The 25,457-nt window shown below is 70.8% G+C and carries 24 protein-coding genes and 1 pseudogene; 19 read left to right on the top strand and 6 right to left on the bottom strand.

The features are described from left to right. Positions 1–39 precede the first annotated feature (39 nt). The gene (locus OG870_RS10490) at positions 40–1,842 is read right to left on the bottom strand and encodes a glycoside hydrolase family 15 protein (RefSeq protein ID WP_266841256.1); all 1,803 of its coding nucleotides are present in this window, start codon (positions 1,840–1,842) and stop codon (positions 40–42) included. Between the two features lie 503 nt (positions 1,843–2,345). On the opposite strand from OG870_RS10490, the gene OG870_RS10485 reads away from it, so the two are divergent. The 12 genes from OG870_RS10485 (at position 2,346) to OG870_RS10430 (ending at position 16,527) form a co-directional block, all read left to right on the top strand. Continuing rightward, positions 2,346–4,013, top strand: a complete 1,668-nt coding sequence (locus OG870_RS10485) for a CTP synthase (RefSeq protein ID WP_266585649.1) — start codon at positions 2,346–2,348, stop codon at positions 4,011–4,013. A 97-nt stretch (positions 4,014–4,110) separates the two neighbouring features. After that, entirely contained in the window at positions 4,111–4,737 is a 627-nt protein-coding gene (locus tag OG870_RS10480; protein WP_266585650.1) for an NUDIX domain-containing protein, read from the top strand. 161 nt (positions 4,738–4,898) lie between these two features. Continuing rightward, positions 4,899–6,974 carry a tetratricopeptide repeat protein gene (locus OG870_RS10475; RefSeq protein WP_327690827.1) on the top strand — a complete coding sequence of 692 codons (2,076 nt, stop codon included), beginning with the start codon at positions 4,899–4,901 and terminating at the stop codon, positions 6,972–6,974. 144 nt (positions 6,975–7,118) lie between these two features. Then, the gene (ald, locus tag OG870_RS10470; protein ID WP_266585652.1) at positions 7,119–8,234 is read left to right on the top strand and encodes an alanine dehydrogenase; all 1,116 of its coding nucleotides are present in this window, start codon (positions 7,119–7,121) and stop codon (positions 8,232–8,234) included. A 380-nt stretch (positions 8,235–8,614) separates the two neighbouring features. Next, entirely contained in the window at positions 8,615–9,790 is a 1,176-nt protein-coding gene (locus OG870_RS10465) for a ParA family protein (RefSeq protein WP_266511709.1), read from the top strand. Beyond that, on the top strand, positions 9,775–10,359 hold the full coding sequence (locus tag OG870_RS10460) for a hypothetical protein (RefSeq protein WP_266585653.1): 585 nt from the start codon (positions 9,775–9,777) through the stop codon (positions 10,357–10,359). The genes OG870_RS10465 and OG870_RS10460 overlap by 16 nt, the downstream gene beginning before the upstream one ends. 18 nt (positions 10,360–10,377) lie before the next feature. Further along, positions 10,378–11,622, top strand: coding sequence for a segregation and condensation protein A (locus tag OG870_RS10455; RefSeq protein ID WP_327690826.1), 1,245 nt, complete (start codon positions 10,378–10,380; stop codon positions 11,620–11,622). Next, positions 11,619–12,275 carry an SMC-Scp complex subunit ScpB gene (gene scpB, locus OG870_RS10450; protein ID WP_266511700.1) on the top strand — a complete coding sequence of 219 codons (657 nt, stop codon included), beginning with the start codon at positions 11,619–11,621 and terminating at the stop codon, positions 12,273–12,275. Before OG870_RS10455 ends, scpB begins: the two co-directional genes overlap by 4 nt. After that, a complete protein-coding gene (locus OG870_RS10445; RefSeq protein WP_266511697.1) occupies positions 12,275–13,369 on the top strand; it encodes a pseudouridine synthase in 1,095 nt (364 codons plus the stop codon). Before scpB ends, OG870_RS10445 begins: the two co-directional genes overlap by 1 nt. Positions 13,370–13,495: 126 nt before the next feature. Further along, the gene (locus OG870_RS10440; RefSeq protein WP_327690825.1) at positions 13,496–14,503 is read left to right on the top strand and encodes a sigma-70 family RNA polymerase sigma factor; all 1,008 of its coding nucleotides are present in this window, start codon (positions 13,496–13,498) and stop codon (positions 14,501–14,503) included. Further along, positions 14,500–15,057 (top strand): TIGR03086 family metal-binding protein, encoded by a 558-nt coding sequence (locus OG870_RS10435; RefSeq protein ID WP_266585657.1) that lies wholly within the window; start codon positions 14,500–14,502, stop codon positions 15,055–15,057. The genes OG870_RS10440 and OG870_RS10435 overlap by 4 nt, the downstream gene beginning before the upstream one ends. Positions 15,058–15,111: 54 nt before the next feature. Then, entirely contained in the window at positions 15,112–16,527 is a 1,416-nt protein-coding gene (locus OG870_RS10430) for an MFS transporter (protein ID WP_327690824.1), read from the top strand. Here OG870_RS10430 and OG870_RS10425 read toward each other — a convergent pair. Further along, positions 16,528–17,288, bottom strand: a pseudogene (locus OG870_RS10425) (DUF72 domain-containing protein). It lies immediately after the preceding gene. An 84-nt stretch (positions 17,289–17,372) separates the two neighbouring features. Between OG870_RS10425 and OG870_RS10420 the strand changes: the two are divergent. From OG870_RS10420 to OG870_RS10410, 3 genes are read left to right on the top strand one after another with little or no spacing between them, the layout of a single operon-like run. After that, on the top strand, positions 17,373–18,104 hold the full coding sequence (locus tag OG870_RS10420) for an NUDIX hydrolase (RefSeq protein WP_266585661.1): 732 nt from the start codon (positions 17,373–17,375) through the stop codon (positions 18,102–18,104). Continuing rightward, positions 18,101–19,123, top strand: a complete 1,023-nt coding sequence (locus OG870_RS10415) for an ADP-ribosylglycohydrolase family protein (RefSeq protein WP_266511677.1) — start codon at positions 18,101–18,103, stop codon at positions 19,121–19,123. The genes OG870_RS10420 and OG870_RS10415 overlap by 4 nt, the downstream gene beginning before the upstream one ends. 3 nt (positions 19,124–19,126) lie before the next feature. Then, positions 19,127–19,888 (top strand): nucleotidyltransferase domain-containing protein, encoded by a 762-nt coding sequence (locus OG870_RS10410; protein WP_266585663.1) that lies wholly within the window; start codon positions 19,127–19,129, stop codon positions 19,886–19,888. Here OG870_RS10410 and OG870_RS10405 read toward each other — a convergent pair. Genes OG870_RS10405 through OG870_RS10390 form a run of 4 tightly spaced genes read right to left on the bottom strand, consistent with a single transcriptional unit; the run spans position 19,811 to position 22,268 of the window. After that, positions 19,811–20,557 (bottom strand): nucleotidyltransferase domain-containing protein, encoded by a 747-nt coding sequence (locus tag OG870_RS10405; protein WP_327690823.1) that lies wholly within the window; start codon positions 20,555–20,557, stop codon positions 19,811–19,813. The two genes, OG870_RS10410 and OG870_RS10405, sit on opposite strands and share 78 nt — an antisense overlap. A gap of 22 nt (positions 20,558–20,579) precedes the next feature. Then, positions 20,580–20,993 carry a Rieske (2Fe-2S) protein gene (locus OG870_RS10400; protein ID WP_266511668.1) on the bottom strand — a complete coding sequence of 138 codons (414 nt, stop codon included), beginning with the start codon at positions 20,991–20,993 and terminating at the stop codon, positions 20,580–20,582. Next, positions 20,990–21,574 (bottom strand): DUF6529 family protein, encoded by a 585-nt coding sequence (locus OG870_RS10395; RefSeq protein ID WP_266511665.1) that lies wholly within the window; start codon positions 21,572–21,574, stop codon positions 20,990–20,992. The genes OG870_RS10400 and OG870_RS10395 overlap by 4 nt, the downstream gene beginning before the upstream one ends. A gap of 28 nt (positions 21,575–21,602) precedes the next feature. Beyond that, positions 21,603–22,268, bottom strand: a complete 666-nt coding sequence (locus tag OG870_RS10390) for a hypothetical protein (RefSeq protein WP_266841265.1) — start codon at positions 22,266–22,268, stop codon at positions 21,603–21,605. A 259-nt stretch (positions 22,269–22,527) separates the two neighbouring features. Between OG870_RS10390 and aroH the strand changes: the two genes are divergently transcribed. The 4 genes from aroH (at position 22,528) to OG870_RS10370 (ending at position 25,455) form a co-directional block, all read left to right on the top strand. Further along, positions 22,528–22,890: a chorismate mutase gene (gene aroH, locus OG870_RS10385; RefSeq protein ID WP_266511659.1), complete on the top strand. Its 363-nt coding sequence runs from the start codon at positions 22,528–22,530 to the stop codon at positions 22,888–22,890. After that, a complete protein-coding gene (locus OG870_RS10380; protein ID WP_266585669.1) occupies positions 22,887–23,972 on the top strand; it encodes a prephenate dehydrogenase in 1,086 nt (361 codons plus the stop codon). Before aroH ends, OG870_RS10380 begins: the two co-directional genes overlap by 4 nt. Before the next feature lie 146 nt (positions 23,973–24,118). Then, a complete protein-coding gene (gene cmk / locus OG870_RS10375; protein WP_266841267.1) occupies positions 24,119–24,805 on the top strand; it encodes a (d)CMP kinase in 687 nt (228 codons plus the stop codon). Further along, positions 24,802–25,455, top strand: a complete 654-nt coding sequence (locus tag OG870_RS10370) for a lysophospholipid acyltransferase family protein (protein ID WP_266511650.1) — start codon at positions 24,802–24,804, stop codon at positions 25,453–25,455. Before cmk ends, OG870_RS10370 begins: the two co-directional genes overlap by 4 nt. The last annotated feature ends 2 nt before the right edge of the window (positions 25,456–25,457 follow it).

The raw sequence follows: 25,457 nt of genomic DNA, 5'->3' as shown, positions 1-25,457 counted from the left end.
GGTCCTGTTCAGCCGCCGTCGGTCACCGATCCGTAAGGTTCAGCCGCCGTAGGCCCCCGACGCCGTCAGGCGCAGCGCCGTGTCGATCAGCGGGACGTGGCTGAAGGCCTGCGGGAAGTTGCCGACCTGGCGCCGGCGCTTGGGGTCCCACTCCTCGGCGAGCAGGCCCAGGTCGTTGCGGAGCGCGAGCAGCTTCTCGAACAGCTTGCGGGCCTCGTCCACGCGGCCGATCATCGCCAGGTCGTCCGCCATCCAGAACGAGCAGGCCAGGAAGGCACCTTCGTCGCCTGGGAGCCCGTCGACGCCCTCGCTCTCGCCCTCGGTCGGGTAGCGCAGGATGAAGCCGTCCGGCGTCGACAGCTCGCGCTGGATCGCCTCGATGGTGCCGATCACCCGCTTGTCGTCCGGGGGCAGGAAGCCCATCTGCGGGATCAGCAGCAGCGACGCGTCCAGCTCCTTCGAGCCGTACGACTGCGTGAAGGTGTTGCGCTCCTTGTCGTACCCCTTCTCGCACACGTCCCGGTGGATGTCGTCGCGCAGCTCGCGCCACCGCTCCAGCGGGCCGTCGGCGTCACCGGACTCGATGAGCTTGATCGTGCGGTCCACGGCGACCCACGCCATGACCTTGGAGTGCACGAAGTGCCGGCGCGGGCCGCGCACCTCCCAGATGCCCTCGTCCGGCTCGTCCCAGTGCCGCTCCAGGTAGCGGATGAGCTTGAGCTGGAGCAGGGAGGCGTAGTCGTTACGGGCCAGGCCCGTCATGTGGCCGAGGTGCAGGGCTTCGGTGACCTCGCCGTACACATCCAGCTGGAGCTGGTGTGCCGCGCCGTTGCCGACGCGCACCGGGGCCGAGTTCTCGTACCCGGGCAGCCAGTCCAGCTCCGCCTCACCGAGCTCCCGCTCGCCTGCGATGCCGTACATGATCTGCAGGTTCTCGGGGTCGCCGGCCACCGCCCGCAGGAGCCACTCGCGCCAGGCGCGGGCCTCCTCGCGATAGCCGGTGCGCAGCAGTGAGGAGAGGGTGATGGCAGCGTCGCGCAGCCAGGTGTAGCGGTAGTCCCAGTTGCGGACGCCGCCGATGTCCTCGGGGAGGGAGGTGGTGGGGGCGGCGACGATGCCGCCGGTCGGGCCGTAGGTGAGCGCCTTGAGCGTGATCAGCGAGCGGATCACGGCCTCGCGGTAGGGACCGTGGTACGTGCAGTGCTCCACCCACTCGCGCCAGAACTCCTCCGTCGCCTGCAGCGACTGCTCCGGCTCCGGCAGCGCGGGCGGTTCCTTGTGCGAGGGCTCCCACGAGATGGTGAACGCGATCCGGTCACCCGGGGCGACCGTGAAGTCCGCGTACGTCGTGAGCGACTTTCCGTAGGTCTCGGCCTCCGTGTCGAACCACACCGAGTCCGGACCGGCGACGGCGACCGTACGGCCCTCGTGCTTGTGCACCCACGGCACCACACGGCCGTACGAGAAACGCATCCGCAGGGCCGAGCGCATCGGCACGCGGCCCGAGACGCCCTCGACGATGCGGATCAGCTGGGGGGCGCCGTCACGCGGGGGCATGAAATCGGTCACCCTGACGGTGCCGCGCGGGGTGTCCCACTCGGATTCCAGGATCAGGGAGTCGCCGCGATAGCTGCGCCGGGCCGCGGTGGGCGGCTGCGCGTCGGACGCGTGGGCGGGGCCGAGCCGCCAGAAGCCGTGTTCCTCGGTGCCCAGCAGGCCGGCGAAGATGGCGTGCGAGTCGAAGCGGGGCAGGCACAGCCAGTCCACCGTGCCGTCCCGGCAGACCAAGGCAGCGGTCTGCATGTCTCCGATGAGTGCGTAGTCTTCGATGCGCCCGGCCACGTGCAACTCCAGTCGAACGGCCACGTCACCCCCAAAGGGGGCTGTCGCTGATGCGGTCAAGGGGTCGTTGTAATGCGTCGTTGAGCGGTGAAGCAAAGCAGGCGTCAAGCCGTGTGGCAAAACGACAATCTCTACTCAACGAACTGACGAGCTCTCGTTGTTCCGGTGCGTACGGGCGGGGGTGGTGCCGTGTTGCCGGCCGGGCTCGGCAGCGAGTGTCCGAGCAGGATACGACGCACGTAGATGATCTGCGTGCCGCTCCGGGCAACCCGAATAGGCCGAACGGGTGAGCAACGGGTGAGAAACATGTGCGCCTGTGCACGTCCGTGGTGACTCGTGTGCGGAGCGTGGCCGGAAGCCATGCCGTCCGGGCGCTGATACCCTGGTAGCCCGTGGACCGGTGGGCACGAAACCCCCGAACCGCAGCGACGGCAGCACCGGAAATCTCCGGTAGGCAGCCGCACAGCACCCCAGACCGCGACCACGGGAGCCCCCCTTTGGCCATGCCGCCCGCTGCTTTCCGAAACAGCACAGCCACGACGACCAAGCACATCTTCGTCACCGGGGGTGTCGCCTCCTCGCTCGGCAAGGGCCTCACCGCCTCCAGCCTCGGCATGCTGCTCAAGGCGCGGGGACTGCGCGTCGTGATGCAGAAACTCGACCCGTACCTGAACGTCGACCCGGGCACGATGAACCCCTTCCAGCACGGTGAGGTCTTCGTCACCAACGACGGCGCCGAGACCGACCTGGACATCGGACACTACGAGCGCTTCCTCGACCGCGACTTGGACGGCTCCGCCAATGTCACCACGGGCCAGGTCTACTCGACGGTGATCGCCAAGGAGCGGCGCGGCGAGTACCTCGGCGACACCGTGCAGGTCATCCCGCACATCACCAACGAGATCAAGCACCGCATCCGCCGCATGGCGACCGACGAGGTCGACGTCGTCATCACGGAGGTCGGCGGCACGGTCGGCGACATCGAGTCGCTCCCCTTCCTGGAGACGGTCCGCCAGGTCCGTCACGAGGTCGGCCGTGACAACGTCTTCGTCGTCCACATCTCGCTCCTGCCGTACATCGGCCCGTCGGGAGAGCTGAAGACGAAGCCGACCCAGCACTCGGTTGCGGCCCTTCGGAACATCGGTATCCAGCCGGACGCCATCGTGCTGCGCTGCGACCGCGAGGTCCCGACCGCGATCAAGCGCAAGATCTCGCTGATGTGCGACGTCGACGAGGCGGCCGTGGTCGCCTGCCCCGACGCCCGCTCGATCTACGACATCCCGAAGACCGTGCACGGCGAGGGCCTGGACGCCTACGTCGTCCGCAAGCTGGACCTGCCGTTCCGCGACGTGGACTGGCGGACCTGGGACGACCTGCTCGACCGCGTCCACAACCCCGATCACGAGATCACCCTCGCCCTGGTCGGCAAGTACATCGACCTGCCCGACGCCTACCTCTCGGTCACCGAGGCGCTGCGCGCGGGCGGCTTCGCCAACAAGGCCCGCGTGAAGATCAAGTGGGTCACGTCCGACGACTGCAAGACCCCGGCCGGTGCCGCGGCGCAGCTCGGCGACGTCGACGGCATCTGCATCCCCGGCGGCTTCGGCGACCGCGGTGTGCTCGGCAAGGTCGGTGCGATCAAGTACGCCCGCGAGAACAAGATCCCGCTGCTCGGCCTCTGCCTCGGCCTGCAGTGCATCGTGATCGAGGCCGCGCGCAACCTGGCCGACATCCCGGACGCCAACTCCACGGAGTTCGACTCCGCCACCGGCCACCCGGTCATCTCGACCATGGCCGAGCAGCTCGACATCGTCGCAGGCGAGGGCGACATGGGCGGCACGATGCGCCTGGGCATGTACCCGGCCAAGCTGGCCGAGGGCTCGATCGTGCGCGAGGTGTACGACGGCAAGGAGTACGTCGAGGAGCGCCACCGTCATCGTTACGAGGTGAACAACGCCTACCGCGGGGAACTGGAGAAGAAGGCCGGAATCCTGTTCTCCGGCACGTCGCCCGACGGCAAGCTCGTGGAGTACGTGGAGTACCCGCGCGAGACGCACCCCTACCTGGTGGCGACCCAGGCGCACCCCGAGCTGCGCTCGCGTCCGACCCGGCCGCACCCGTTGTTCGCGGGCCTGGTGAAGGCCTCGGTCGAGCGGAAGAATTCCAACTGACACGAGAGTTGTACGGTGACCGGGGTGCTCGCATTCAAAAGGTGAGCACCCCGGCTTCGTGTGGCGTGTCGTCTCAATGCGTGCGGAAGGACTGGGCATGACGATCAAGGACTCCCCCGAGGAGTGGGAGATCCGGGCGACGGAGACCCCCTTCGTGGGCAACAAGACCTCCGTGCGCACCGACGACGTGGTCATGCCCGACGGGCATGTGGCCCGCCGCGACTACCAGGTCCACCCCGGCTCGGTCGCCGTCCTCGCCCTCGACGGCACGGGGCGGGTCCTGGTCATCCGCCAGTACCGCCACCCCGTGCGCCACAAGCTGTGGGAGATCCCGGCCGGCCTGCTCGACGTGCCCGGCGAGAACCCGCTGCACGCCGCCCAGCGGGAGCTGTACGAGGAGGCCCACGTCAAGGCCGAGGACTGGCGGGTGCTGACCGACGTCTACACCACCCCCGGCGGCTGCGACGAGGCCGTGCGCATCTTCCTGGCCCGCGACCTGTCCGAGGCCGAGGGCGAGCGCTTCGAGGTCGAGCACGAAGAGGCCGACATGGAGCTCGCGCGCGTGCCCCTGGACGTGCTCGTACGAGGCGTGCTCGCGGGCGAGCTGCACAACAACTGCCTTGTCGTCGGCGTCCTTTCGCTGATCGCCGCGCAGAACGGGGACGGGCTCGACGCCCTGCGCCAGGCCGAGGCCCCGTGGCCCGCGCGTCCCTTCGAGTCCTGAACGCACCCGCGCCCGTACCGGTGTGACCATCGGCTGATCCGATCGAGGGACGTGTCCGCCGCGCTCCGCCCGGTAGGTAGCAGAGCGTGAACTAGGCTCTGAGCACGCCCGAACCGGAGTCCCGGCGGGCTTGCGCGTGCGGTGGGACGGGAGCGTGGCCCGTGACGGATCAGGCGGTGGACACAGACGGCGCAGGGCGGTCGAGGCACGCTGCTGAGGAGAGCCGGTTCCTGGGCCGTACAAGGGAGTTGAAGGAACTGCGCGCCGATATCGAGCGCGCGGGCCTGGACACGCTCTCCGGCCGCAAGGCCCCCCGCGCGCGCGTGCTGCTGATCGCCGGCCGACCCGGATCCGGCCGCACCGCACTCGCCGAGGAACTGGTCCGACAGGTTGCAGACCGTTACGACGACGGGGTGCTCCGGGCCCGTCTGAGTGAACACGACGGCACGCCCGTCCCCGTCGAGCGCACCGCCCGCGAACTGCTCTCCGCCCTGCGGCTGCCCACCCCCGCCGGAGCCGACGACGACGACCTGGCCGATGCGCTGCGCGCCGCCCTCGCCGATCGCCGGGCCCTGGTCCTGCTCGACGACGCGGCGCACGCCGAGCAGGTCGACGCCCTGTTGCCGGACACGCCGGAGTGCCTGGTCGTGGCCGTCTCCGAGGGTCCTCTCACCGGCATCTCCGACGTCCGCCCCTGCACCCTCGGCGGCCTCGACACCAAGTCCGCCCTGGAGCTGCTCACCCGGTACATCGGCTCGGTCCGCATCACCGTCGACCCCCGCGCCGCCGAGGGTCTGGTCGAGGTGTGCCAGGGCCAGCCCGCCGCGCTGGTGCTGGCCGGCGGCTGGCTCGCCGCCCGCCCCAAGGCGGCGGTCGCCGACCTCGCCAAGCAGCTGCACACGGAGGGTGACGAGGGCACGCCCCTCAGCCGGGTCTTCGGGCTCGTCCACGGCTCGCTGCCCGCGCCGACCGCCCGGACACTGCGACTGCTCGCCCTCGCCCCGGCGGGCCTCGTCGACCCGCACACGGCGTCCGCGCTCGCCGGCTGCTCCGTGAACGACGCCCACGCCGCACTGGACGACTTCGTCGGCCTCGGCCTGCTGCGGGCAGCGGACTCGCCGCTGCCGCAGTACGAGGTGCCGAGCTGTCTGCAACCCCTGCTGAAGGCGCTCACCGAGACCCAGGACCGCCCCGGTGAGCTGCAGCTGGCCCGTGCCCGCATGCTGGAGCGGACGGTCCGGTTGCTGCAGTCTTGCCGGACGATCACCGAGACGGACGACCCCGAGGCGCGCGAGAAGCTCCAGGACATGCCGCGCTCCCTGCGCTTCCCCACGCCGCGGGCGGCCGAGGACTGGCTGCGCGTGCGCAGGCCCGCCCTGCTGGCCGCGGCCCGGCTCGCCGTCGCCGACGGGGAGCTGGACACGCTCGCCCGCCGCCTGATGTCCCAGCTGGTCAAGGCCATGGTCGCGCACTTCGGCACCCAGGCCGCCGCGCCCGACCTGTACGGCATCCACCGGCTCGTCCTGGATGTGGCCGAGCGGCGGAAACTGCCCCGGGAGAAGGCCGCCGCCCTGCTGAACCTGGGCGACCTGGACGCCCGGACCGGCCGTACCGGGGAGGCACTGGTGCGGTATCGGGCCGCGCTGGACGCCGGACGGCAGGCGAATGACCCGTATGCGACCGGTCGCGCGATGGAATCCGTAGGCGGTGCGCATCTGGAGGTCGGGGACTACGACCGGGCCGCCGACTGGTTCGGCCGTGCCCTCGCCGAGCGCCTGGCTCGGGACGAGCGCACGGGCGCCGCCCGCCTCTACGGCCGGATCGCCGTCGCGCACACGTACGCGGGCCGCTACGGGGAGGCGCTGCGCTGCTGGCGCGCGGCGGTCGCCGGATACCGCAAGAGCGGCGATGTCGCCGCCCACGCGCGGGCGTTGAGCGAGCTCGCGCGGGTCCAGGAGTACGCGGGACGGCACGAGGAGTCGCTGCGCACCTGCCATGAGGCGGTGGAGCTGGCGCGGCGCGCCGAGGACGTACGGCTGCAGGCGGCGCTGCAGCTGCGGCTCGCCGACACGCTGGAGCGCCTGGGCGATCCCGCCTCGGCTCAGCTGCACCGGGGCACGGCCGAGCGGCTGCTGGGGGAGGAGCGCGACGAGGGAGAACAGGTGCTGGAACCCCTTGATCCACAGCAACAGGACGTTAACGCCTACGAAATCCGTAGTGCTTCCGACAAAGATTGATGCAATGAAAGGCTAGACAGAGAGAACGCCTTCATTAGACTGGCTCTGCCGCACCTTCTCCCGCGGTGTCTCCCGGTGTGCTCATGCATGCCTGGGTATGTGTTGTATTGCCCTACATCCACTGAGCCAAGGACCGTGATCCACGTGAAGGTCGGCATCCCCCGCGAGGTCAAGAACAACGAGTTCCGGGTGGCCATCACCCCCGCCGGTGTGCACGAGCTGGTGCGCCACGGCCACCAGGTCGTCGTCGAGCGGGGCGCCGGCATCGGCTCCTCGATCCCGGACGAGGAGTACGTCGCCGCCGGCGCCCGGATCCTGGGCACCGCCGACGAGGTGTGGGCCACCGCCGACCTGCTGCTGAAGGTCAAGGAGCCCATCGCCGAGGAGTACCACCGCCTCCGCAAGGACCAGACGCTCTTCACCTACCTGCACCTGGCCGCCTCCAAGGAGTGCACCGACGCGCTCATCGAGTCCGGCACCACGGCGATCGCCTACGAGACCGTCGAGCTGCCCAGCCGCGCGCTGCCGCTGCTCGCCCCGATGTCCGAGGTCGCGGGCCGGCTGGCCCCGCAGGTCGGCGCCTACCACCTGATGCGCTCGGCCGGCGGCCGCGGCGTGCTCCCCGGCGGCGTCCCCGGCACCCAGCCCGCGAAGGCCGTCGTCATCGGCGGCGGAGTCTCCGGCTGGAACGCGACGCAGATCGCCGTCGGCATGGGCTTCCACGTCACGCTGCTCGACCGCGACATCAACAAGCTCCGCGAGGCGGACAAGGTCTTCGGCACCAAGGTCCGGGCGATCATGTCCAACGCCTTCGAGCTGGAGAAGGCCGTCCTGGACGCCGACCTCGTCATCGGCGCCGTCCTCATCCCGGGCGCGAAGGCCCCCAAGCTGGTCACCAACGAGCTCGTCTCCCGCATGAAGCCGGGGAGTGTCCTTGTCGACATCGCGATCGACCAGGGCGGCTGCTTCGAGGACTCCCGTCCGACCACGCACGCCGAGCCGACCTTCACGATCCACAACTCGGTCTTCTACTGCGTCGCCAACATGCCCGGCGCGGTGCCCAACACCTCCACCTACGCACTGACCAACGCCACGCTGCCCTACATCGTCGAACTCGCCGACCGCGGCTGGGTGGAGGCGCTGCGCCGTGACCCCGCGCTCGCCAAGGGCCTCAACACCCATGACGGCAAGGTCGTTTACCGCGAGGTCGCGGAGGCGCACGGCCTTGAGCACGTGGAGCTCGAGACCCTCCTGGGCTGAACCCCGACCGGGCTGTTCGTCATCGAGCCGCTAAGTCACCATTCGGTAAAAGGCGATACGTCAACACAGGTCGTCAACCGTGCGCACCAGGCCGGACCTTGCCCGACAAGGTCCGGCCGGATGTGTGTATGGTCACTTTGCGGCTCTCGGCCAACTCGCCTCGAACGTAACCCTTTGGTCGATTCGCACACCGGTGAATCCTGTCGTGCGACGGCCGTACGCCCTTGACAGAGGGATGTTTCATTGCCGACACATCCTGCCGGGTCCGGCGGATTGTGTTGCTGCGGATGCCCGACACGCCATAGAGTCGCCAACCGTCGGCTTGGTGTCACGCCGACCTGTCTAGAAGTTTCCTGGTCACCAAGGAGGTAAGACGACTTGTGAATGAGTCGACATTTTCTCCCGGGGGTGGTCAACCAGGAACGCCTGTACGGGACCAGGGTCCCGCGGGGTTCGAGGCTGTCGGCTCCGTTGCTGTGCGTACCTTCGCAGCCCGACAGAGCCCGGGTCCGCAGGTGATCCGGACAGCACACAAGAGCATGGATGGCCATCACGTGAACGCCATGGCCGGCGACGGAAGTGGCGCGCCCCACAACCACCTCGCCGTCTACGACGAACTGCCCGAAGGGCACTTCTACGACCCCGACGCGGAGTACGAGCCGGATCCCGAGTACGCGGCCACGCTCGCGCCCGACGCCGCCCGGCAGCGCCGTGAGCGTGTCGGCCCGACCGGGCGCCCGCTGCCGTACTTCCCGATCCCGGGCCCGCTGACCGACCACGGCCCCGCGAAGATCATCGCGATGTGCAACCAGAAGGGCGGCGTGGGCAAGACGACGTCGACCATCAACCTGGGTGCCGCGCTCGCGGAGTACGGCCGGCGCGTGCTGCTCGTGGACTTCGACCCGCAGGGCGCGCTGTCGGTGGGCCTCGGCGTCAATCCGATGGAGCTCGACCTCACCGTCTACAACCTGCTCATGGAGCGGGGCATGGCGGCCGACGAGGTGCTCCTGAAGACGGCGGTCCCGAACATGGACCTGCTGCCCAGCAACATCGACCTGTCCGCCGCCGAGGTGCAGCTGGTGAGCGAGGTCGCGCGCGAGTCCACGCTCCAGCGCGCCCTGAAGCCGCTCTTGGCCGACTACGACTACATCGTGATCGACTGTCAGCCCTCGCTCGGTCTGCTCACCGTCAACGCGCTGACGGCCGCGCACAAGGTGATAGTGCCTCTCGAGTGCGAGTTCTTCGCGCTGCGAGGTGTCGCCCTGCTGACGGAGACCATCGAGAAGGTCCAGGAGCGGCTCAACCCCGAGCTGGAACTGGACGGCATCCTCGCCACGATGTACGACTCGCGCACCGTGCACAGCCGTGAGGTGCTCGCGCGTGTCGTCGAGGCGTTCGACGACCACGTCTACCACACGGTCATCGGGCGCACGGTCCGCTTCCCGGAGACCACGGTCGCCGGTGAGCCGATCACCACGTACGCCTCCAACTCCGTCGGCGCCGCCGCCTACCGTCAGCTCGCCAGGGAGGTGCTCGCCCGGTGTCACGCCGAGTGAGTCTGCCGGGTGCCGACGAACTCTTCCGTACGACAGGGGGAACGGCGCTCCAGCCGTCCACTCCGCGGCGGGGGGCCAACGGCGAAGCCCGTGTGCCCGCTCCCGCGGGGGAGAGCGACGGGGCCGCGGCCGCGTCGTCCGAGGACGCCCCGCAGTCGGTGCCCGTGCAGGGCGGCGACGGCGAGGGGGCGGAGCATGCGGCCGCGGAGTCGGAGTCGGCCGACGGCGGGGAGTCCCGCAGCCGGGCTGCGACCGGGGAGATCTCCGGGCGACGTCAGGGGGCGCAGGAAGGTTCTGCCGCGGCCTCCGGCAACGCCCAGTCCCGCAAGCGCGGACGGAGCCCCTCGCGTCGGCCCAGCGGGCGCGAGCGGCACGACGAGAAGATCACGGTGTATGTGTCCGCCGAGGAACTCATGGACCTGGAGCACGCGCGCCTGGTGCTCCGGGGCGAGCACGGGCTGGCGATCGACCGCGGGCGGATCGTCCGCGAGGCGGTCGCCGTGGTGCTGGCCGATCTGGAGTCCCGCGGGGACGCGAGCATTCTCGTACGTCGACTGCGCGGGCGGTAGCGGTAGCCTGCGGGGGCCATGACCTCCAACGACGTTCCCGCCCCCGGCGCCTCCGCCGGCCGTCGGCGTGCGCTGGGGAGGGGCCCCGCCGCGGGCGCTCCGCGGGTCGAGCCCACGGCACCGCCCGCGATGGAGCCGCCCGTCGCGGAACCTCGGGCCCCGACGGAGGCGCAAGCAGAGCAGGCAGAGACAGTCGTCCCCGAGCCGGTCCTCGGGCCGACGACACCTGTGGCGCCGGTGCCGGAGGCGGTTCTCGAGCCGGAGGCCGTGGCGCCGGAGTCGCTTCACGTGCCCCAGGCCGCGGTCCCGGAGGGCTTCGTCGACTCCGGTGTCGGCGTAGGGGCCCCAGCAGCGGGAGGGGCGTCCGAAGAGGCTTTCCGTGATCCCGACGAAGCCGGCGACGGTGTCTTCAAAGTCCGGCTGGCCAACTTCGAGGGCCCCTTCGACCTGCTCCTCCAGCTGATCTCGAAGCACAAGCTGGACGTCACCGAGGTCGCGCTGTCCAAGGTGACCGACGAGTTCATGGCGCACATCCGGGCGATGGGGCCGGACTGGGATCTGGACCAGACGACCGAGTTCCTGGTCGTCGCGGCCACACTGCTCGACCTCAAGGCCGCCCGGCTGCTGCCCTCCGCGGAGGTGGAGGACGAGGCCGACCTCGCGCTCCTCGAAGCACGCGACCTGCTGTTCGCACGGCTGCTGCAGTACCGCGCGTACAAACAGATCGCGGACATCTTCAACCGCCGTCTCGACGAGGAGGCCCGCCGCTACCCGCGTACCGTCGGCCTCGAACCGCACCACGCCGAACTGCTGCCCGAGGTGGTCATCAGCATCGGCGCGGAGGGCTTTGCGAAGCTCGCCGTCAAGGCGATGCAGCCCAAGCCCAAGCCGCAGGTGTACGTCGACCACATCCACGCGCCCCTGGTCAGCGTGCAGGAACAGGCCGGGATCGTGGTGGCGCGGCTGAGGGAACTCGGCCGGGCCAGCTTCCGTGTGCTGGTCGAGGACACCGAGGACACGCTCACCGTCGTGGCGCGTTTCCTGGCGCTGCTGGAGCTCTACCGCGAGAAGGCCGTGGCGCTGGACCAGGAGACCGCTCTCGGCGAGCTGTTCGTGCGCTGGACCGGTGGGGACGGCGACGAGACGCCCAGGGTGACGGACGAGTTCGACCGACCGCCCGAGGAGCCCAAGGGCGGCAAGGACGGCAAGGGCGACACAGACGGTCAGGACGGCAAGGGCGAAGGCGAGGAGGAGAAGGCGTGAGCGAGGAGACCACCGACGTCCCGGCCGGGCTGCGCACCGTCGCCGACCTCGACCTCAAGCCCGCTCTGGAGGCCGTCCTCATGGTCGTGGACGAGCCGGCGACCGAGGAGCACCTCGCGAAGATCCTCCAGCGGCCCAAGCGGCAGATCGGGGACGCGCTGCGGGAGCTCGCCGACGAGTACACCGTCCAGGGCCGCGGTTTCGAGCTGCGCCTCATCGCCGGCGGCTGGCGTTTCTACTCCCGCCCCGAGTACGCGGCCGCCGTGGAGGGCTTCGTACTCGACGGCCAGCAGGCCCGCCTCACCCAGGCCGCACTGGAGACACTGGCGGTCGTCGCCTACCGTCAGCCGGTGAGCCGCAGCCGCGTCTCGGCCGTACGAGGAGTCAACTGCGACGGGGTCATGCGCACCCTCCTGCAACGCGGTCTGGTCCAGGAGGCGGGCACGGAACCCGAAACAGGTGCGATCCTGTACACGACGACGAACTACTTCCTGGAGCGGATGGGCCTGCGCGGTCTGGACGAGCTCCCGGAACTCGCGCCCTTCCTCCCGGAGGCGGAGGCGATCGAGGCCGAGACGCTGGAAGGGGTCCCGTCGTTCGATCCGGACGCACCGGATGCAGATGCAGACGACACGACGACGACGGAACTTTGATGCGAAGCAGTGGCAGCGGCAGTGGCAGGAACAACGGGCGCGGCAACCCCCGCGGAAGCGGTGGGGGCGGCTCCCAGCCGAAGGGCGGGGGCGGGCGCGACGACAGGCCGAAGCGCGCGGGCAAGCCCCGTCCCGAGGAGCGCCGCTACGACGTGGGTCCCGGCGCCACCCACGAAGGACCGAAGTCCGGGCGCGGCGCCTCCGCACGGGGAGGTGCCAAGGGCGGGCCCAAGCAGGGCCAGGGCACCGGGCGCGGCCGTTCGGTCCCGGCGACCTCCCGCGAGTACGAGGCGCGGGCCGAGGAGCGCAACCGCGAGCGGTACGCGGGCAAGAAGGACGTGAAGCCGCCGAAGACCTTCCCGGGCGCCGAGCAGGAGGGCGAGCGGCTGCAGAAGATCCTCGCGCGCGCGGGCTACGGCTCCCGGCGCGCCTGCGAGGAGCTGATCGAGCAGGCCCGGGTCGAGGTCAACGGCGAGATCGTCCTGGAGCAGGGCAAGCGCGTCGACCCGGAGAAGGACGAGGTCAAGGTCGACGGGCTGACGGTCGCGACGCAGTCGTACCAGTTCTTCTCGCTGAACAAGCCGGCCGGCGTCGTCTCGACGATGGAGGACAACGAGGGCCGGCAGTGCCTCGGCGACTACGTGACGAACCGCGAGACGCGGCTCTTCCACGTCGGTCGGCTCGACACCGAGACCGAGGGTGTCATCCTGCTCACCAACCACGGTGAGCTGGCGCACCGGCTGACCCACCCCAAGTACGGCGTGAAGAAGGTCTACCTCGCGCACATCGTGGGCCCGATCCCGCGCGACCTGGGCAAGCGGCTCAAGGACGGCATCCAGCTGGAGGACGGGTACGCGAAGGCGGACCACTTCCGGGTCGTCGAGCAGACCGGCAAGAACTACCTCGTCGAGGTCACCCTGCACGAGGGCCGCAAGCACATCGTCCGCCGGATGCTCGCCGAGGCCGGCTTCCCTGTCGACAAGCTGGTGCGGGTCGCCTTCGGGCCGATCACCCTCGGCGACCAGAAGTCGGGCTGGCTGCGGCGGTTGTCCAACACCGAGGTCGGGATGCTGATGCAGGAAGTCGACCTCTAGAGATCCTCTGGAGATCCTCTTGAGATTCGTTTCCAGCGATTCGTCTCAAGGGATCCGTCTTCCAGCGATTCGTTTTCGCTCTCTCGCCGGTCTGTACTGCGTGACCGGCGAGAGGAGTGGGCAGGCATGGCTGCTACGACGACGGACCGCGACGAGTTCGTCCGGCTGACGGACCCCTACCGGCGGGAGCTGCTCGCGCACTGCTACCGGATGCTCGGCTCGGTGGACGAGGCCGAGGACCTGGTGCAGGAGACGTATCTGCGGGCCTGGAAGTCCTACGACGGCTACGAGGGCCGGGCCTCCCTGCGGACCTGGCTCCATCGCATCGCCACCAACACGTGCCTGACGGCGCTGGAAGGCCGCGAGAGGCGTCCCCTGCCCTCGGGGCTCGGCGCGCCGTCCCAGGCGCCTGAGGAGGCGCTCAGGGCCCCTGTCACGGACGTTCCCTGGCTGCAGCCGCTGCCCGACTCGCTCGTCGACCCGGCGATCGTCGTGACCGCCCGCGGCAGCCTGCGGCTCGCTCTGGTCGCCGCGCTCCAGCATCTGCCCGCGCGGCAGCGGGCCGTGCTCATCCTGCGGGACGTCATGGCCTGGCGTTCGCCCGAGGTCGCGGCACTGCTCGGGACGTCGAACGCGGCCGTCAAGAGCACCCTGCAACGCGCGCGTGCCCGGCTCGACGAGATCGCCCCGGACGAGGATCTCGTCGTGGAGCCCGAGAGCGCGGCGGACCGTGACGTGCTCGACCGGTACATGGCCGCCTTCGAGCACGCTGACATGGACGCGCTGCTCGACCTCCTCCAGGACGGCGTCGAGCTGGAGATGCCGCCCCACCTGGAATGGTTCCGCGGCAAGAAGGACGTCCTGCAGTTCCTGCGGTCGCGGGGGCACGAGGAGGGCCGCTACCGGATGCTGCCCACGCGCGCGAACGGGCAGCCGGCCCTCGTCATGTACGTGAGCGGGGCCGACGGCGTCCTGCGCGCGCACTCCGTGCAGGTGCTCACCGTGGAAGACTGCACCGTGGCCCGCATCACGGCCTTCATCGACCTGGACCAGGTCGTCCGCTTCGGATTCCCCCGGGCGATGTCGTGCAGTGTGTCCGCGCCCGAGCCGACAGGGCACGGTGAACTCCGGTGAACGCCGGGGATCTGCTGGAGCGTTCGCTCGCGTATGCGCTGGGGAGCGTCGCCGGGGTGGCGCCCGGTGGGCTGGGCCGGGGCACGCCGTGCGGGCAGTGGGATCTGCGGGAGTTGCTCGCACATCTCGACGACTCGCTGGACGCCCTGCACGAGGGGCTGACGGGCGGGCGGATCGGGGTGTTTCCCCAGGAGCCGGAGGCCGTCGACCTCGCGTGCGCGTTCCGCACGCGCGCGGGTGCCGTGCTCGGTGCCTGGGCGGCCGGGCCCGGGGAGCGGGTCCTGGTGGGTGAACTGCCGCTGGACATGCGGGTGATGGCCGCCGTTGGGTCCGTGGAGATCGCCGTGCACGGGTGGGACGTCGCGCAGGCCTGCGGGCGGCAGCGGCCCATCCCGGCCCCGCTCGCGGCCGAACTGCTGCCCGTCGCGCGGTGCGTGGTCGCCGACGAGGACCGGGGCGTGCGGTTCGCCGAGCCGGTCGCCGTGGCGGCGTGCGCGCCGCCTCAGGTCCGGCTGCTGGCCTTTCTGGGGCGGCGCGATTCCTTTCCGGGATGAGGGTGGTCTGCCTTCCATGAGCGACCTCAAGAGCTCACGGAAGGAACTCCCGTCATGACCGACACACTGCGTGTCTCCGTAACCGAACCACCCACCGAAACGGCCCCGGCCCGACGGGTGTGGACCGTTGTCCTTGCCGGACTGGGCGCGCTGCTCTGCTCCCTGGACGTCGTGGTCGTCGCCACCGCGCTGCCCGCCCTGCGGGCCGATTTCGGGGCGAGCCTGTCGGACCTGGAATGGACGATCAACGCCTACAACCTGGTCTTCGCCTGCCTGACCCTGACCGGCGCCGCGCTCGGCGACCGGTTCGGACGGCGGCGGATGTACCTCGTCGGGCTCGCCGTCTTCACGCTCGGCTCCGCCGCCTCCGCGCTGGCGGGCGGCCCCGGGCCGCTCATCGCCGCGCGCATGGTGCAGGGCGCCGGCGCGGCCGTACTCCTCCCGCTCACCCTGACCCTCATCAGCGACGCGTTCCCGGCCGAGAAGCGGGGCGTGGCCATCGGTGTGTGGGGTGGGGTGACCGGACTCGGGGTGGCCGCCGGACCCGTGCTCGGCGGGGCCGTCACCGAGGGCCTGTCCTGGCAGTGGATCTTCTGGCTGAACGTGCCCATCGGGCTCGCGATGCTGCCCTTCGCCGCCACGAAGCTCCGCGAGAGCTACGGCACCCGTCCCCAACTCGACCTGGTGGGCCTGGTGTTGGCAGCCGTCGGCCTGACGGGTCTGGCCTGGGCGCCGGTGCGGGCGCCGCAGGCCGGGTGGGGGAGCGCCGAGGTGCTGTCCGCGCTGGCCATGGGGGTCGTGTTCACGGCGGCCTTCCTCGTCTGGGAGCGCAGGGGCGCCCGGTATCCGATGCTGCCGCTCGGACACTTCCGCAACCGCGGCTTCTCCACCGCCAATGCGGTCGCCTTCCTGCTCTTCGGTTCCCTGCTGGGAGCCCTCTTCATGATCACGCAGCTTTTCCAGATCGGGCTCGGCTACTCCCCGCTGGAGGCGGGCGCGCGCATCCTCGTCTGGAACGCCATGCCGCTGCTGGTCGCCCCGGTCGCGGGCGCGCTCGCGGACCGGTTCGGCACCCGGCCCTTCATGCTCGCCGGCATGGTCCTGATGGCCACCGGCCTGGCCCTGCTGGCCTGGCAGGTCGAACCCGGCGTCGGATACGGCCAGTTGGTCGTCCCGCTGATCATCGCGGGCATCGGCATCTCGATGGTGTTCCCGAGCGTCGCGAACGCCGTGACCTCGTCCGTGCCCCTCGGTGAGGCGGGCGTCGCGGCCGGCGTGAACAACGCGCTGCGCGAACTCGGCGGAGTCTTCGGCGTCGCCGTCGCGGCCCTCGTCTTCACGCAGTACGGCGGCTACGGCTCGCCCGCCGCCTTCCTGGACGGCTGTGCGCCGGCGCTGTGGGTGTCGGCGGGGGCCGCGGGAGCCGGGGCGGTGGTGGCGGCTTTCGCCCCCTCCCGCACGCGCGCTTGATCATCGGTCCGTGCCGTCGAGCAGCCGTTGCATGCTCTCGGCGGCACGGACCGCGGCCGTACCGCAGCAGTTGTTGAACAGCACGTGGAGCTGGTCGACGCGCGTGGCCGGCGTCCGCAACCGCGGTAGCCACCCGGCGAGTTCGTCCTCGCCGTGGTCGTACCGGAACCGGTCCTCCCTGCTGCCCGATCCCCAGGCGGCGCTCCGCCCGTGGAACCGGACGACGGACAGCCGCCGCGAGGTGACCGGCGTGACGGGCGGGACGGACGAGGGCAGCGTCTGCGTCATGTCGACCGCGACGGCGGTCATGCCGTACCGGGCGAGCAGCGCGCGGGTCGCCCCGGCCCACTCCTCCCGCCACCAGCCGGGACGCCGGAACTCCATGGCGACCGGCCACCCGGCGGTCCGCTCGGCGCACTCACGGAGGAACTCGCCGGCCCGCCGCCTGGGCCGGACTCACGGCGGTAACTGGAACAGCACGCTGCCGAGCCGGCCGGTCGCAGCGGCTCGATGCCCTCGGTGAACCGCGCCCACACCTCGTCGAGCACCTTCGGTTCTCCCGGATCGGCGGGCAGCCCGTCCGGCATCACCGAACTCCGTGTCGCATGGCCGGTGAGCAGCGAGAACGCCTTCACGTCGAAGACGAAGCCGTCCGGTGTGCGCTCGGCCCACAGCCGGCAGGTGCGGCCCGGCGGATACCAGCCGCTGCCGACCGGCGTCCGGTCCGTCCACGAACACGTGCCCACCGGGATCTCGTCCATGGGACCCCGGTTACCCCCGCGGGGGTTGTGGAAGCGCACCGGGCCTGTTTATAGTCGTAATGACTATTAAGGGAGCGGGTGAACATGGTCTACGACAAGGGGAGTTACGACAAGTACGCGTACGAACCCTTCGCCGTCACCGTGGACCTCGCCGTCCTCACCGTCCGTTCCGGCGCGCTCCATGTGCTGCTCGTCGAGCGCGGACACGAGCCGTACGCCGGACGCTGGGCGCTGCCCGGCGGCTTCGTGGAGCCGCGTGAGTCGGCGGAGACGGCCGCCCGGCGCGAACTCGCCGAGGAGACCGGCCTCGCGGACGTCACCGGTCTCCACCTGGAGCAGCTGCGGACGTACAGCGAGCCCGAGCGCGACCCCCGGATGCGGGTCGTGTCCGTCGCCTTCACCGCGCTGCTGCCCGACGCGCCCGAACCGCACGCGGGCAGCGACGCGGCGCGCGCGAGCTGGCTGCCGTACGACGCTGCGGGCCCGCTCGCCTTCGACCACGACCGGATCCTGGCCGACGCCCACGAACGCGTCGGCGCCAAGTTCGAGTACACCTGCCTCGCCACCACCTTCTGCCCGCCCGAGTTCACGCTCGGCGAGCTGCAGCAGGTCTACGAGACGGTGTGGGGCACCGCCCTCGACCGGCCCAACTTCCGCCGCAAGGTGCTCGCCACGCCGGGCTTCGTCGACCCGGTCCCCGGTGGTGCGCGACTGACCGGCGGCCGCGGCAAACCGGCCGCGCTCTACCGCGCGGGCCCGGCCACCAGCCTTTCTCCGCCGCTTCTGCGACCGCCCCCGGAAGGACGCCCCGCATGACCGCGACAACCGTCAGGAAGCAAGCCGCCACAGGTGCGTTGACCGGACTCGCCCTCGGGGACGCGCTCGGTTTCCCGACCGAGTTCAACGACGTGCCGTCGATCCTCGCCAAGTGCGGGCCGTGGCGGGAGATGCGGCTGCCGACACCCGCGATCGTCAGCGACGACACACAGATGACGCTGGCGCTGGGGAGGGGACTGCGGTCGGCGATGGACCGGGGAGTGCTCGGGCCCGAGCACATGGCCGAGGCCGTCCGGCGGGAGTTCGTCGCCTGGGACCGCTCACCGGAGAACAACCGCGCACCGGGCAACACCTGCATCAGGGCGTGCGAGTTGCTGGAGCGCCCGGACCTGGTCTGGCAGGACGCCAGCCAGATCGGTTCCAAGGGCTGCGGTGCCAACATGCGGGTCGCTCCCGTCGGACTCGCCCCCGGTCTGAGCGATGAACAGCGCGCGGGCGCCGCCCAGTTGCAGTCCGCACTCACGCACGGGCATCCCACCGCCCTGGCCGCCTCCGATCTCACGGCACGTGCCGTACGGCTGCTCGCCCAGGGAACGCAGCCGGCCGAACTCGTGGACCTGCTGCAGCTGTACGCGCACGACAACCGCAGCCAGTACCACCACCGCTGGCTCGGCGACCTGTGGACCCGCAGCCAGGATCCGAGCCCCGAGCACTTCATCGCCCGCGGCTGGGACGAGTGCCTGGAGATCCTCGGCCGCCTTCGCGACGCCGTGCACTCGGCCGACCCGGAGGCCGACCCGTGTCTGGCCACCGGTGCCGGCTGGATCGCCGAAGAGGCCCTGGCGACCGGCCTGTTGTGCTTCCTGCTGTTCGTCGACGAACCGGTGACGGCCGTCCGGCGGGCCGCCTGCACCTCCGGCGACTCGGACTCCATCGCCTGTCTGACGGGGGCCTTCGCGGGGGCGTGGCTGGGTGCGGACGCCTGGCCCAGCGAGTGGGTGGACCGGATCGAGTACCGGGGCGACCTGCTGACCTTCGGAGCCCTCTGGGATTCTTGAGGGATGATCGACGCCCTGGACATCGACCTGACGCCGGTGGTGGCCGAGCAGCCCGACCCGGTGCTGTTCGCCACCGTCTCCGGCGCCCACCTCTACGGCTTCCCGTCCCGCGACTCGGACGTCGATCTGCGGGGCGTGCACCTGCTGCCCGCGGCGGACCTGGTGGGACTGCGGGAGCCGGAGGAGACCCGGTCCCGGATGTGGGACCGGGACGGCGTCGAGATGGACCTGGTCACCCACGACCTGCGCAAGTTCGTACGGCTGATGCTGCGCCGGAACGGCTACGTCCTGGAGCAGCTGCTCTCGCCCCTGGTGGTGCACACCACCGAGGCCCATCAGGAACTGGCGGCGCTCGCTCCCCGCGTCCTCACCAGCCACCACGCCCACCACTACCGGGGGTTCGCGGTCACGCAGTGGCGGCTGTTCGAGAAGACCGGCGAACTCAAGCCGCTGCTCTACACGTTCCGCGTGCTGCTCACCGGTATCCGTCTGATGCGCGGCGGCGAGGTGCAGGCTCATCTGCCCACGCTGCTGGGTGAGGTCGGTGAGGCGCCCGCGTATCTGCCGGAGCTGATCGCCGCGAAGGCGGAACACGAGCACGGGGCCGCCGATGTCGACCACGCGCGCGTGCAGGCCGACATCGAGCGGCTGCACGTCGTGCTGGACGAGGAGCAGGCGACCTCCGCCCTACCCGACGCCCCCGGCGTCCACGACGCCCTGCACGACTTCGTCGTACGCATCCGGCTCGACCGGCCGGAGGGCTGAGCTCCGGCGAACGCGGACGAGGAAGTCCTCGACGCGGCGGTGGTCCGGCTCCTCGGGCAGCGGGCTGTGCCGGGCCGCCTCGTCCGCCTCGCCCGCCAGGCGGTTCATCCAGGACTCGACGTCCGGCCAGGAGACCTCGCCACGCTTGACCGCCAGCAGCGGCTCGCGCCGGTCGCCCACGTCGATGGTGAGGGCGCCCGTGCGCAGCAGATCGCCGGAGGTCATCAACAGGCGCAGCAGGTGCATGGCGTGCTTCCAGCGCGGGGCTCCGTGCGTGCGGACGTCGGCCTCCAGCTTCCTGCGCTGGCCCAGTGCATAGCGTGTGAACGTCGCGTGGGCCCGGCGGGACAGGAACGCCCCGCGCAGCGCGAGGAGTTCACGGCCGGTGTCGTCGACGTACTCCACGAGCGGGGAGTGCAGGCACTCCAGCACGTTCGGGTTCGCCCGCAGTGCCAGCTCGCAGAAGCGCTCCAGCTCCCAGCCGAACTGCTCCTCGGCCGGGCCCTCCACATGCGTCGGCGGCTTCTCGAAGCGCCAGAACAGGGGAGTGGGGGCCACGAACACGCCCCGGCGGTCGGTGTCGCTGCCCTCCGTCGCCAGACCGAAGGCGCGCGAACCCATCACGCACGCGTAGATCGTGTGGTCGCGAACCAGGGTCTCGGGGTGCATGCCCGGGAGCGTACGCGGAGCCTCACGCCAGGCGGATCGAATTTCCCTCCACCTTGATCTGCTTCGCGGGCAGGGGCTCGGGCGCGGGACCGCCGGCCACCGAGCCGTCCGTGACACGGTACTTGCTGCCGTGGCAGGGGCAGTCGATGGTGCCGTCCACGACCTTGCTCACCGTGCAGCCCTGGTGGGTGCAGACCGCCGAGAAGGCCTTGAACTCGTTCTTCTTCGGCTGGGTGACCACGACCTTCTCGTCCTTGAAGATCTTGCCGCCGCCGACCGGGATCTCGGAAGTCTCCGCCAGCTCCTGCCCGCCGGAGGCGTTCACGGAGGAGGACCCGGAGTCGCTGTTGTTGTCGCCGTACTTGCTGCAGCCCGCGGCGAGCGTCACCGCGCCCGTCGCGAGGAGAACCGTGCGCCGCGTCGAGTGGTGGGTCATGTCGTCACCCCGAACGTACGGAAGAACCAGAGAGCGGAGGTCATCCAGATGAGGGTCAGGGCCGTGAAGACCAGCCCGCCGACGAGCGGCAGCAGCCAGCCGGGCAGCCGCTGCGAGCGGAGCAGCAGCATCTTGGCGCTGAACGCACCGAAGAAGAAACAACCCAGGACAGAGTGCCACAAAACGCGTGTTTCGTACGTCTGATAGCCGAGCGCGTACAGGCAGTGCACGGCGACCGGGACCGCCACCAGGAACGCGATGCGGCCCGACCAGCGGTGCAGTGCCGGTGCCCAGCGCGGGCCCGGCAGCTTGCCGTACACCATGAACGCGCTGACGACCTGGACGAGCGCGAAGAAGAAAGCGGTCGTGGCCAGCCACGACTTCACCGCGCCCGTGCTGCTGAACCCCGCGATGTTGTAGGCGGTCCCGGCCGGGTCGTGGGTCTTGCCGTACACGCCGAGGCCGACGGCCACCGCGGCGGCGACGAGGGCCGGCACCAGGTAGCGGGCCGGGCCGGGCGCGCGGTGGGCGGGCTCGGGCGAGGGGAAGTTCTGGGTGGGGGCGTTCGGGTCGACGGTCATGGTCGGCTCCCTGGAGCGGACGACGGTGTCAGGGGGTGGCGGGACGTGCCGTGAGCTGCTGTCCGTCGACCGTCACCGCGCCCGTCTCCGGGTCGATGGCGGGTGCGGCCGAGGCGCGTGAGTCGCGGGTGACGATGCCGACCTGCTTTCCGCCCGGCAGGACGATCCAGCCGCCGTCGAGCCTGGCGCCGCGCACCGTCGTGGTCGCCCGGTACAGCCCGGACGGCTTCTTGGCCTCGTCGGCGGTGAAGGCGTAGTGCCCGCCGCCCACGTCGACCGAGCCGTGGATGCGCTTGCCCTGCTGGAGGGTGCCGTTCAGCTCGTCGCCGTTCCTGCCGGTCAGCCGCATGCTGCCGTCGTCCTTGACGTCGCCCTTCAGCCACGACTCCTTGGAGTGGCCGTCGCAGAAGTACGCGATCGCCTTGCGGTCGCGCACCGTCACGGCGACGGCGGAGGAGTCATCGTCGGTCCGGCCGGCGTAACTGGCGTCGGGCACCGGCACCCGCGACGGTGACGGCGAAGGGCTGGGCGAAGCGCTGGTCTTCGTGGGAGCCGGCGATGCCGTGACGGGCGGCGACTCCTTCTTGGGCGTGGACGAGACGGTCTTCGTACCAGTCGTCGCGTTGAGCGACAGCATGAACAGGCCGAGCAGCAGTCCCACGAGCAGGGTGATCAGCGGTCCAGGACGCTTCATGCGGGCCTCCCCCGAGGCGAGTGTCCTGCCATCAGAGCGGACCGGCGGCCCGCCGTAAAGAGGCGCAGAGGGGCATCTCGCGCCAAGTAGCGAAATCGGGGCGATTCGGTGACATTGGCAATGTCTCCGGTACGCGCGGCGAGCGGTGTGCGCGGTGCTCTCCCGTCTCAGCGGGCGGGCGTCGCGTACACCGCCCGTCGTGGGCTGACTAGGCTGGACGGTCGTAGAGCCGATCCGTACATCAGCAAGGAGCCAAGCCGTGGCGGTACGAGCGGTCCGGGGAGCCGTCCAACTGGAACGGGACGAGGCCGGCCACATGGACGAGCAGGTCGGAGCCCTGCTCACCGCCATCCTCGAGCGGAACGACCTGACCGGCGACGACCTGATCAGCATCTGGTTCACGGCGACGCCCGACCTGCACAGCGACTTCCCGGCGGCCGCAGCCCGCAAGCTCGGGATCGTCGACGTACCGCTGATCTGCGCCCAGGAACTCGACATCGAGGGCGCCCTGCCCCGCGTCGTCCGCGTCCTCGCGCACATCGAGTCCGAGCGGCCCCGCGCCGACATCGCCCATGTCTACCTCGGTGCCGCGGCGGCCCTGCGCAAGGACATCGCCCAGTGAGAACCGCGCTCGTCATCGGCACCGGGCTGATCGGTACGTCCGCCGCCATCGCCCTGTCCCAGCGGGGCGTCGTCGTCCACCTCGCCGACCACGACCCCGCGCAGGCCCGTACGGCCGCAGCGCTCGGCGCCGGCACCGACGAGGCCCCCGACGGGCCGGTCGACCTCGCGATCATCGCAGCGCCGCCCGCGCACGTGGCCGGGGTGCTGGCGGACGCCATGCGCCGGGGCGTGGCCCGCGGCTACCTGGACGTGGCCAGCGTCAAGGGCGGCCCGCGCCGCGAGCTGGAGACGTTGGGCCTGGATCTTTCGGCCTACATCGGTACGCACCCCATGTCCGGCCGGGAGAAGTCCGGCCCGCTGGCGGCGACCGGCGACCTCTTCGAGGGCCGCCCCTGGGTGCTGACGCCCACCCGGGACACCCACACCGAGGTGCTGAACCTCGCCCTGGAGCTGGTCTCGCACTGCCGTGCCGTGCCGGTCGTCATGGACGCCGACGCGCACGACCGCGCCGTCGCCCTCGTCTCGCACATGCCCCACCTGATGTCCAGCATGGTCGCCGCGCGCCTGCAGAACGCGGAGGAGGCGGCCGTACGACTGTGCGGTCAGGGCATCCGCGACGTGACCCGGATCGCCGGCTCCGACCCCGGGATGTGGATCGACATCCTGTCCGCGAACCCCGGCCCGGTGGCCGACCTGCTCTCCGACGTCGCCGCCGACCTGGAGGAGGCGGTGCAGGCGCTGCGGTCCCTGCAGTCCTCCGACGAGGCCAAGCGGCGTGCGGGCACGTCCGGCATCGAGGACGTCCTGCGGCGCGGCAACGCCGGGCGGGTCCGCGTCCCCGGCAAGCACGGGTCCGCACCGCGGGCGTACGAAATCGTGGCCGTCCTCATCGACGACCAGCCGGGTCAGCTGGCACGGATCTTCGCGGACGCGGGCCGGGCCGGGGTCAACATCGAGGACGTACGCATCGAGCACGCGACCGGGCAGCAGGCGGGTCTGGTCCAGCTGATGGTGGAGCCGCAGGCGGCGCCGGTACTGACGGCGGCGCTGCGGGAGCGGGGCTGGGCGATCCGGCAGTAGGTTCCCGCCCCTGCCGCCCCTGGGGTGCGGCGACGAACCTCGACCAGGACCACTCGTCCGGTTGAGTGGTCGGCACCCAGTAACCTTGTGCAGGGCACGATCCCGCCCCACACTCCCACCGCACCGCACCAGGAAGGTGTCCCCCCGTGGAAAACGGCGTCGCCAAGCCCGTGATTGTCGCCATCGACGGCCCGGCCGGCACGGGCAAGTCGAGCACGTCGAAGGCCGTCGCCGCACAGCTCGGCCTGAGCTACCTGGACACCGGCGCCCAGTACCGGGCGATCACCTGGTGGATGGTGAGCAACGGGATCGACATCGACGACCAGTCCGCGATTGCCGCCGTGGCGGGCAAGCCCGAGATCGACTCCGGCACGGACCCGGCCGACCCGACCATCGAGGTCGACGGCACGGACGTGGCCGGCCCGATCCGCACCCAGGAGGTGTCCTCCAAGGTCAGTGCGGTCAGCGCGGTGCCCGAGGTGCGCTCCCGGATCACCGAGCTGCAGCGATCGGTGGCCGCCGCCGCGGAGCACGGCATCGTCGTCGAGGGCCGCGACATCGGTACGACCGTGCTGCCCGACGCCGACCTCAAGATCTTCCTCACCGCCTCCCCGGAGGCCCGCGCCGCCCGCCGCAGCGGCGAGCTGAAGGGCGCCGACGTGCACGCCACCCGCGAGGCGCTGATCAAGCGCGACGCGGCCGACTCCTCCCGCAAGACCTCGCCGCTCGCCAAGGCGGACGACGCGATCGAGGTGGACACCACCGAGCTCACGCTCCAGCAGGTCATCGAGTGCGTCGTCACCCTCGTCGAGGAGAAGCGGGCCGGCAAGTGACCGCACCCTCCCTCCCCTCCGAGAAGGGCGCCGAGGTCGGCCGGCGTATCGGCGTCGGCCTGATGTACGGGCTGTTCAAGCCCCGTGTGCTGGGTTCCTGGAAGGTGCCCGCGAGCGGCCCGGTGATCTTCGCCGTCAACCACTCGCACAACATCGACGGCCCGATGGTCATGGGCGTGGCGCCCCGGCCGACGCACTTCCTGATCAAGAAGGAAGCGTTCATCGGCCCGCTCGACCCCTTCCTGCTCGGCATCGGGCAGGTGAAGGTCGACCGGTCGGGCGCCGACCGCGGGGCGATCACGCAGGCCCTGGACGTCCTGTCGGCCGGCGGAGTCCTCGGCATCTTCCCGGAGGGCACTCGCGGCGAGGGCGACTTCGCCGCACTGCGCGCCGGGCTCGCGTACTTCGCGGTCCGCAGCGGTGCCCCGATCGTCCCGGTCGCCGTCCTGGGAAGCTCCGAGAGGCCCGGACGGTTGATAAAGGCGCTGCCTCCGCTGCGCACCCGCATCGACGTCGTTTTCGGCGACCCCTTCGAGGCGGGCGACGGAAGCGGGCGCCGTACGCGCAAGGTGCTCGACGAGGCGACCGAACGCATCCAGAAGCAGCTCACCAGCCACCTGGAAAACGCCAGGCGCCTCACCGGGCGCTAGGC

Source organism: Streptomyces sp. NBC_00461 (assembly GCF_036013935.1).
Classification (GTDB): Bacteria; Actinomycetota; Actinomycetes; order Streptomycetales; family Streptomycetaceae; genus Streptomyces.
This window is presented reverse-complemented; position numbering and strand designations above follow the sequence as displayed.

Coding starts and splice junctions, on each gene's coding strand:
- OG870_RS10400 (WP_266511668.1), bottom strand. CDS start 20,993: ATGACCCACCACTCGACGCGGCGCACGGTTCTCCTCGCGACGGGCGCG.
- OG870_RS10390 (WP_266841265.1), bottom strand. CDS start 22,268: ATGAAGCGTCCTGGACCGCTGATCACCCTGCTCGTGGGACTGCTGCTC.
- OG870_RS10440 (WP_327690825.1), top strand. CDS start 13,496: ATGGCTGCTACGACGACGGACCGCGACGAGTTCGTCCGGCTGACGGAC.
- OG870_RS10420 (WP_266585661.1), top strand. CDS start 17,373: ATGGTCTACGACAAGGGGAGTTACGACAAGTACGCGTACGAACCCTTC.
- OG870_RS10485 (WP_266585649.1), top strand. CDS start 2,346: ATGCCGCCCGCTGCTTTCCGAAACAGCACAGCCACGACGACCAAGCAC.
- OG870_RS10430 (WP_327690824.1), top strand. CDS start 15,112: ATGACCGACACACTGCGTGTCTCCGTAACCGAACCACCCACCGAAACG.
- OG870_RS10455 (WP_327690826.1), top strand. CDS start 10,378: ATGACCTCCAACGACGTTCCCGCCCCCGGCGCCTCCGCCGGCCGTCGG.
- OG870_RS10410 (WP_266585663.1), top strand. CDS start 19,127: ATGATCGACGCCCTGGACATCGACCTGACGCCGGTGGTGGCCGAGCAG.
- OG870_RS10415 (WP_266511677.1), top strand. CDS start 18,101: ATGACCGCGACAACCGTCAGGAAGCAAGCCGCCACAGGTGCGTTGACC.
- OG870_RS10395 (WP_266511665.1), bottom strand. CDS start 21,574: ATGACCGTCGACCCGAACGCCCCCACCCAGAACTTCCCCTCGCCCGAG.
- OG870_RS10405 (WP_327690823.1), bottom strand. CDS start 20,557: ATGCACCCCGAGACCCTGGTTCGCGACCACACGATCTACGCGTGCGTG.
- OG870_RS10480 (WP_266585650.1), top strand. CDS start 4,111: ATGACGATCAAGGACTCCCCCGAGGAGTGGGAGATCCGGGCGACGGAG.
- OG870_RS10445 (WP_266511697.1), top strand. CDS start 12,275: ATGCGAAGCAGTGGCAGCGGCAGTGGCAGGAACAACGGGCGCGGCAAC.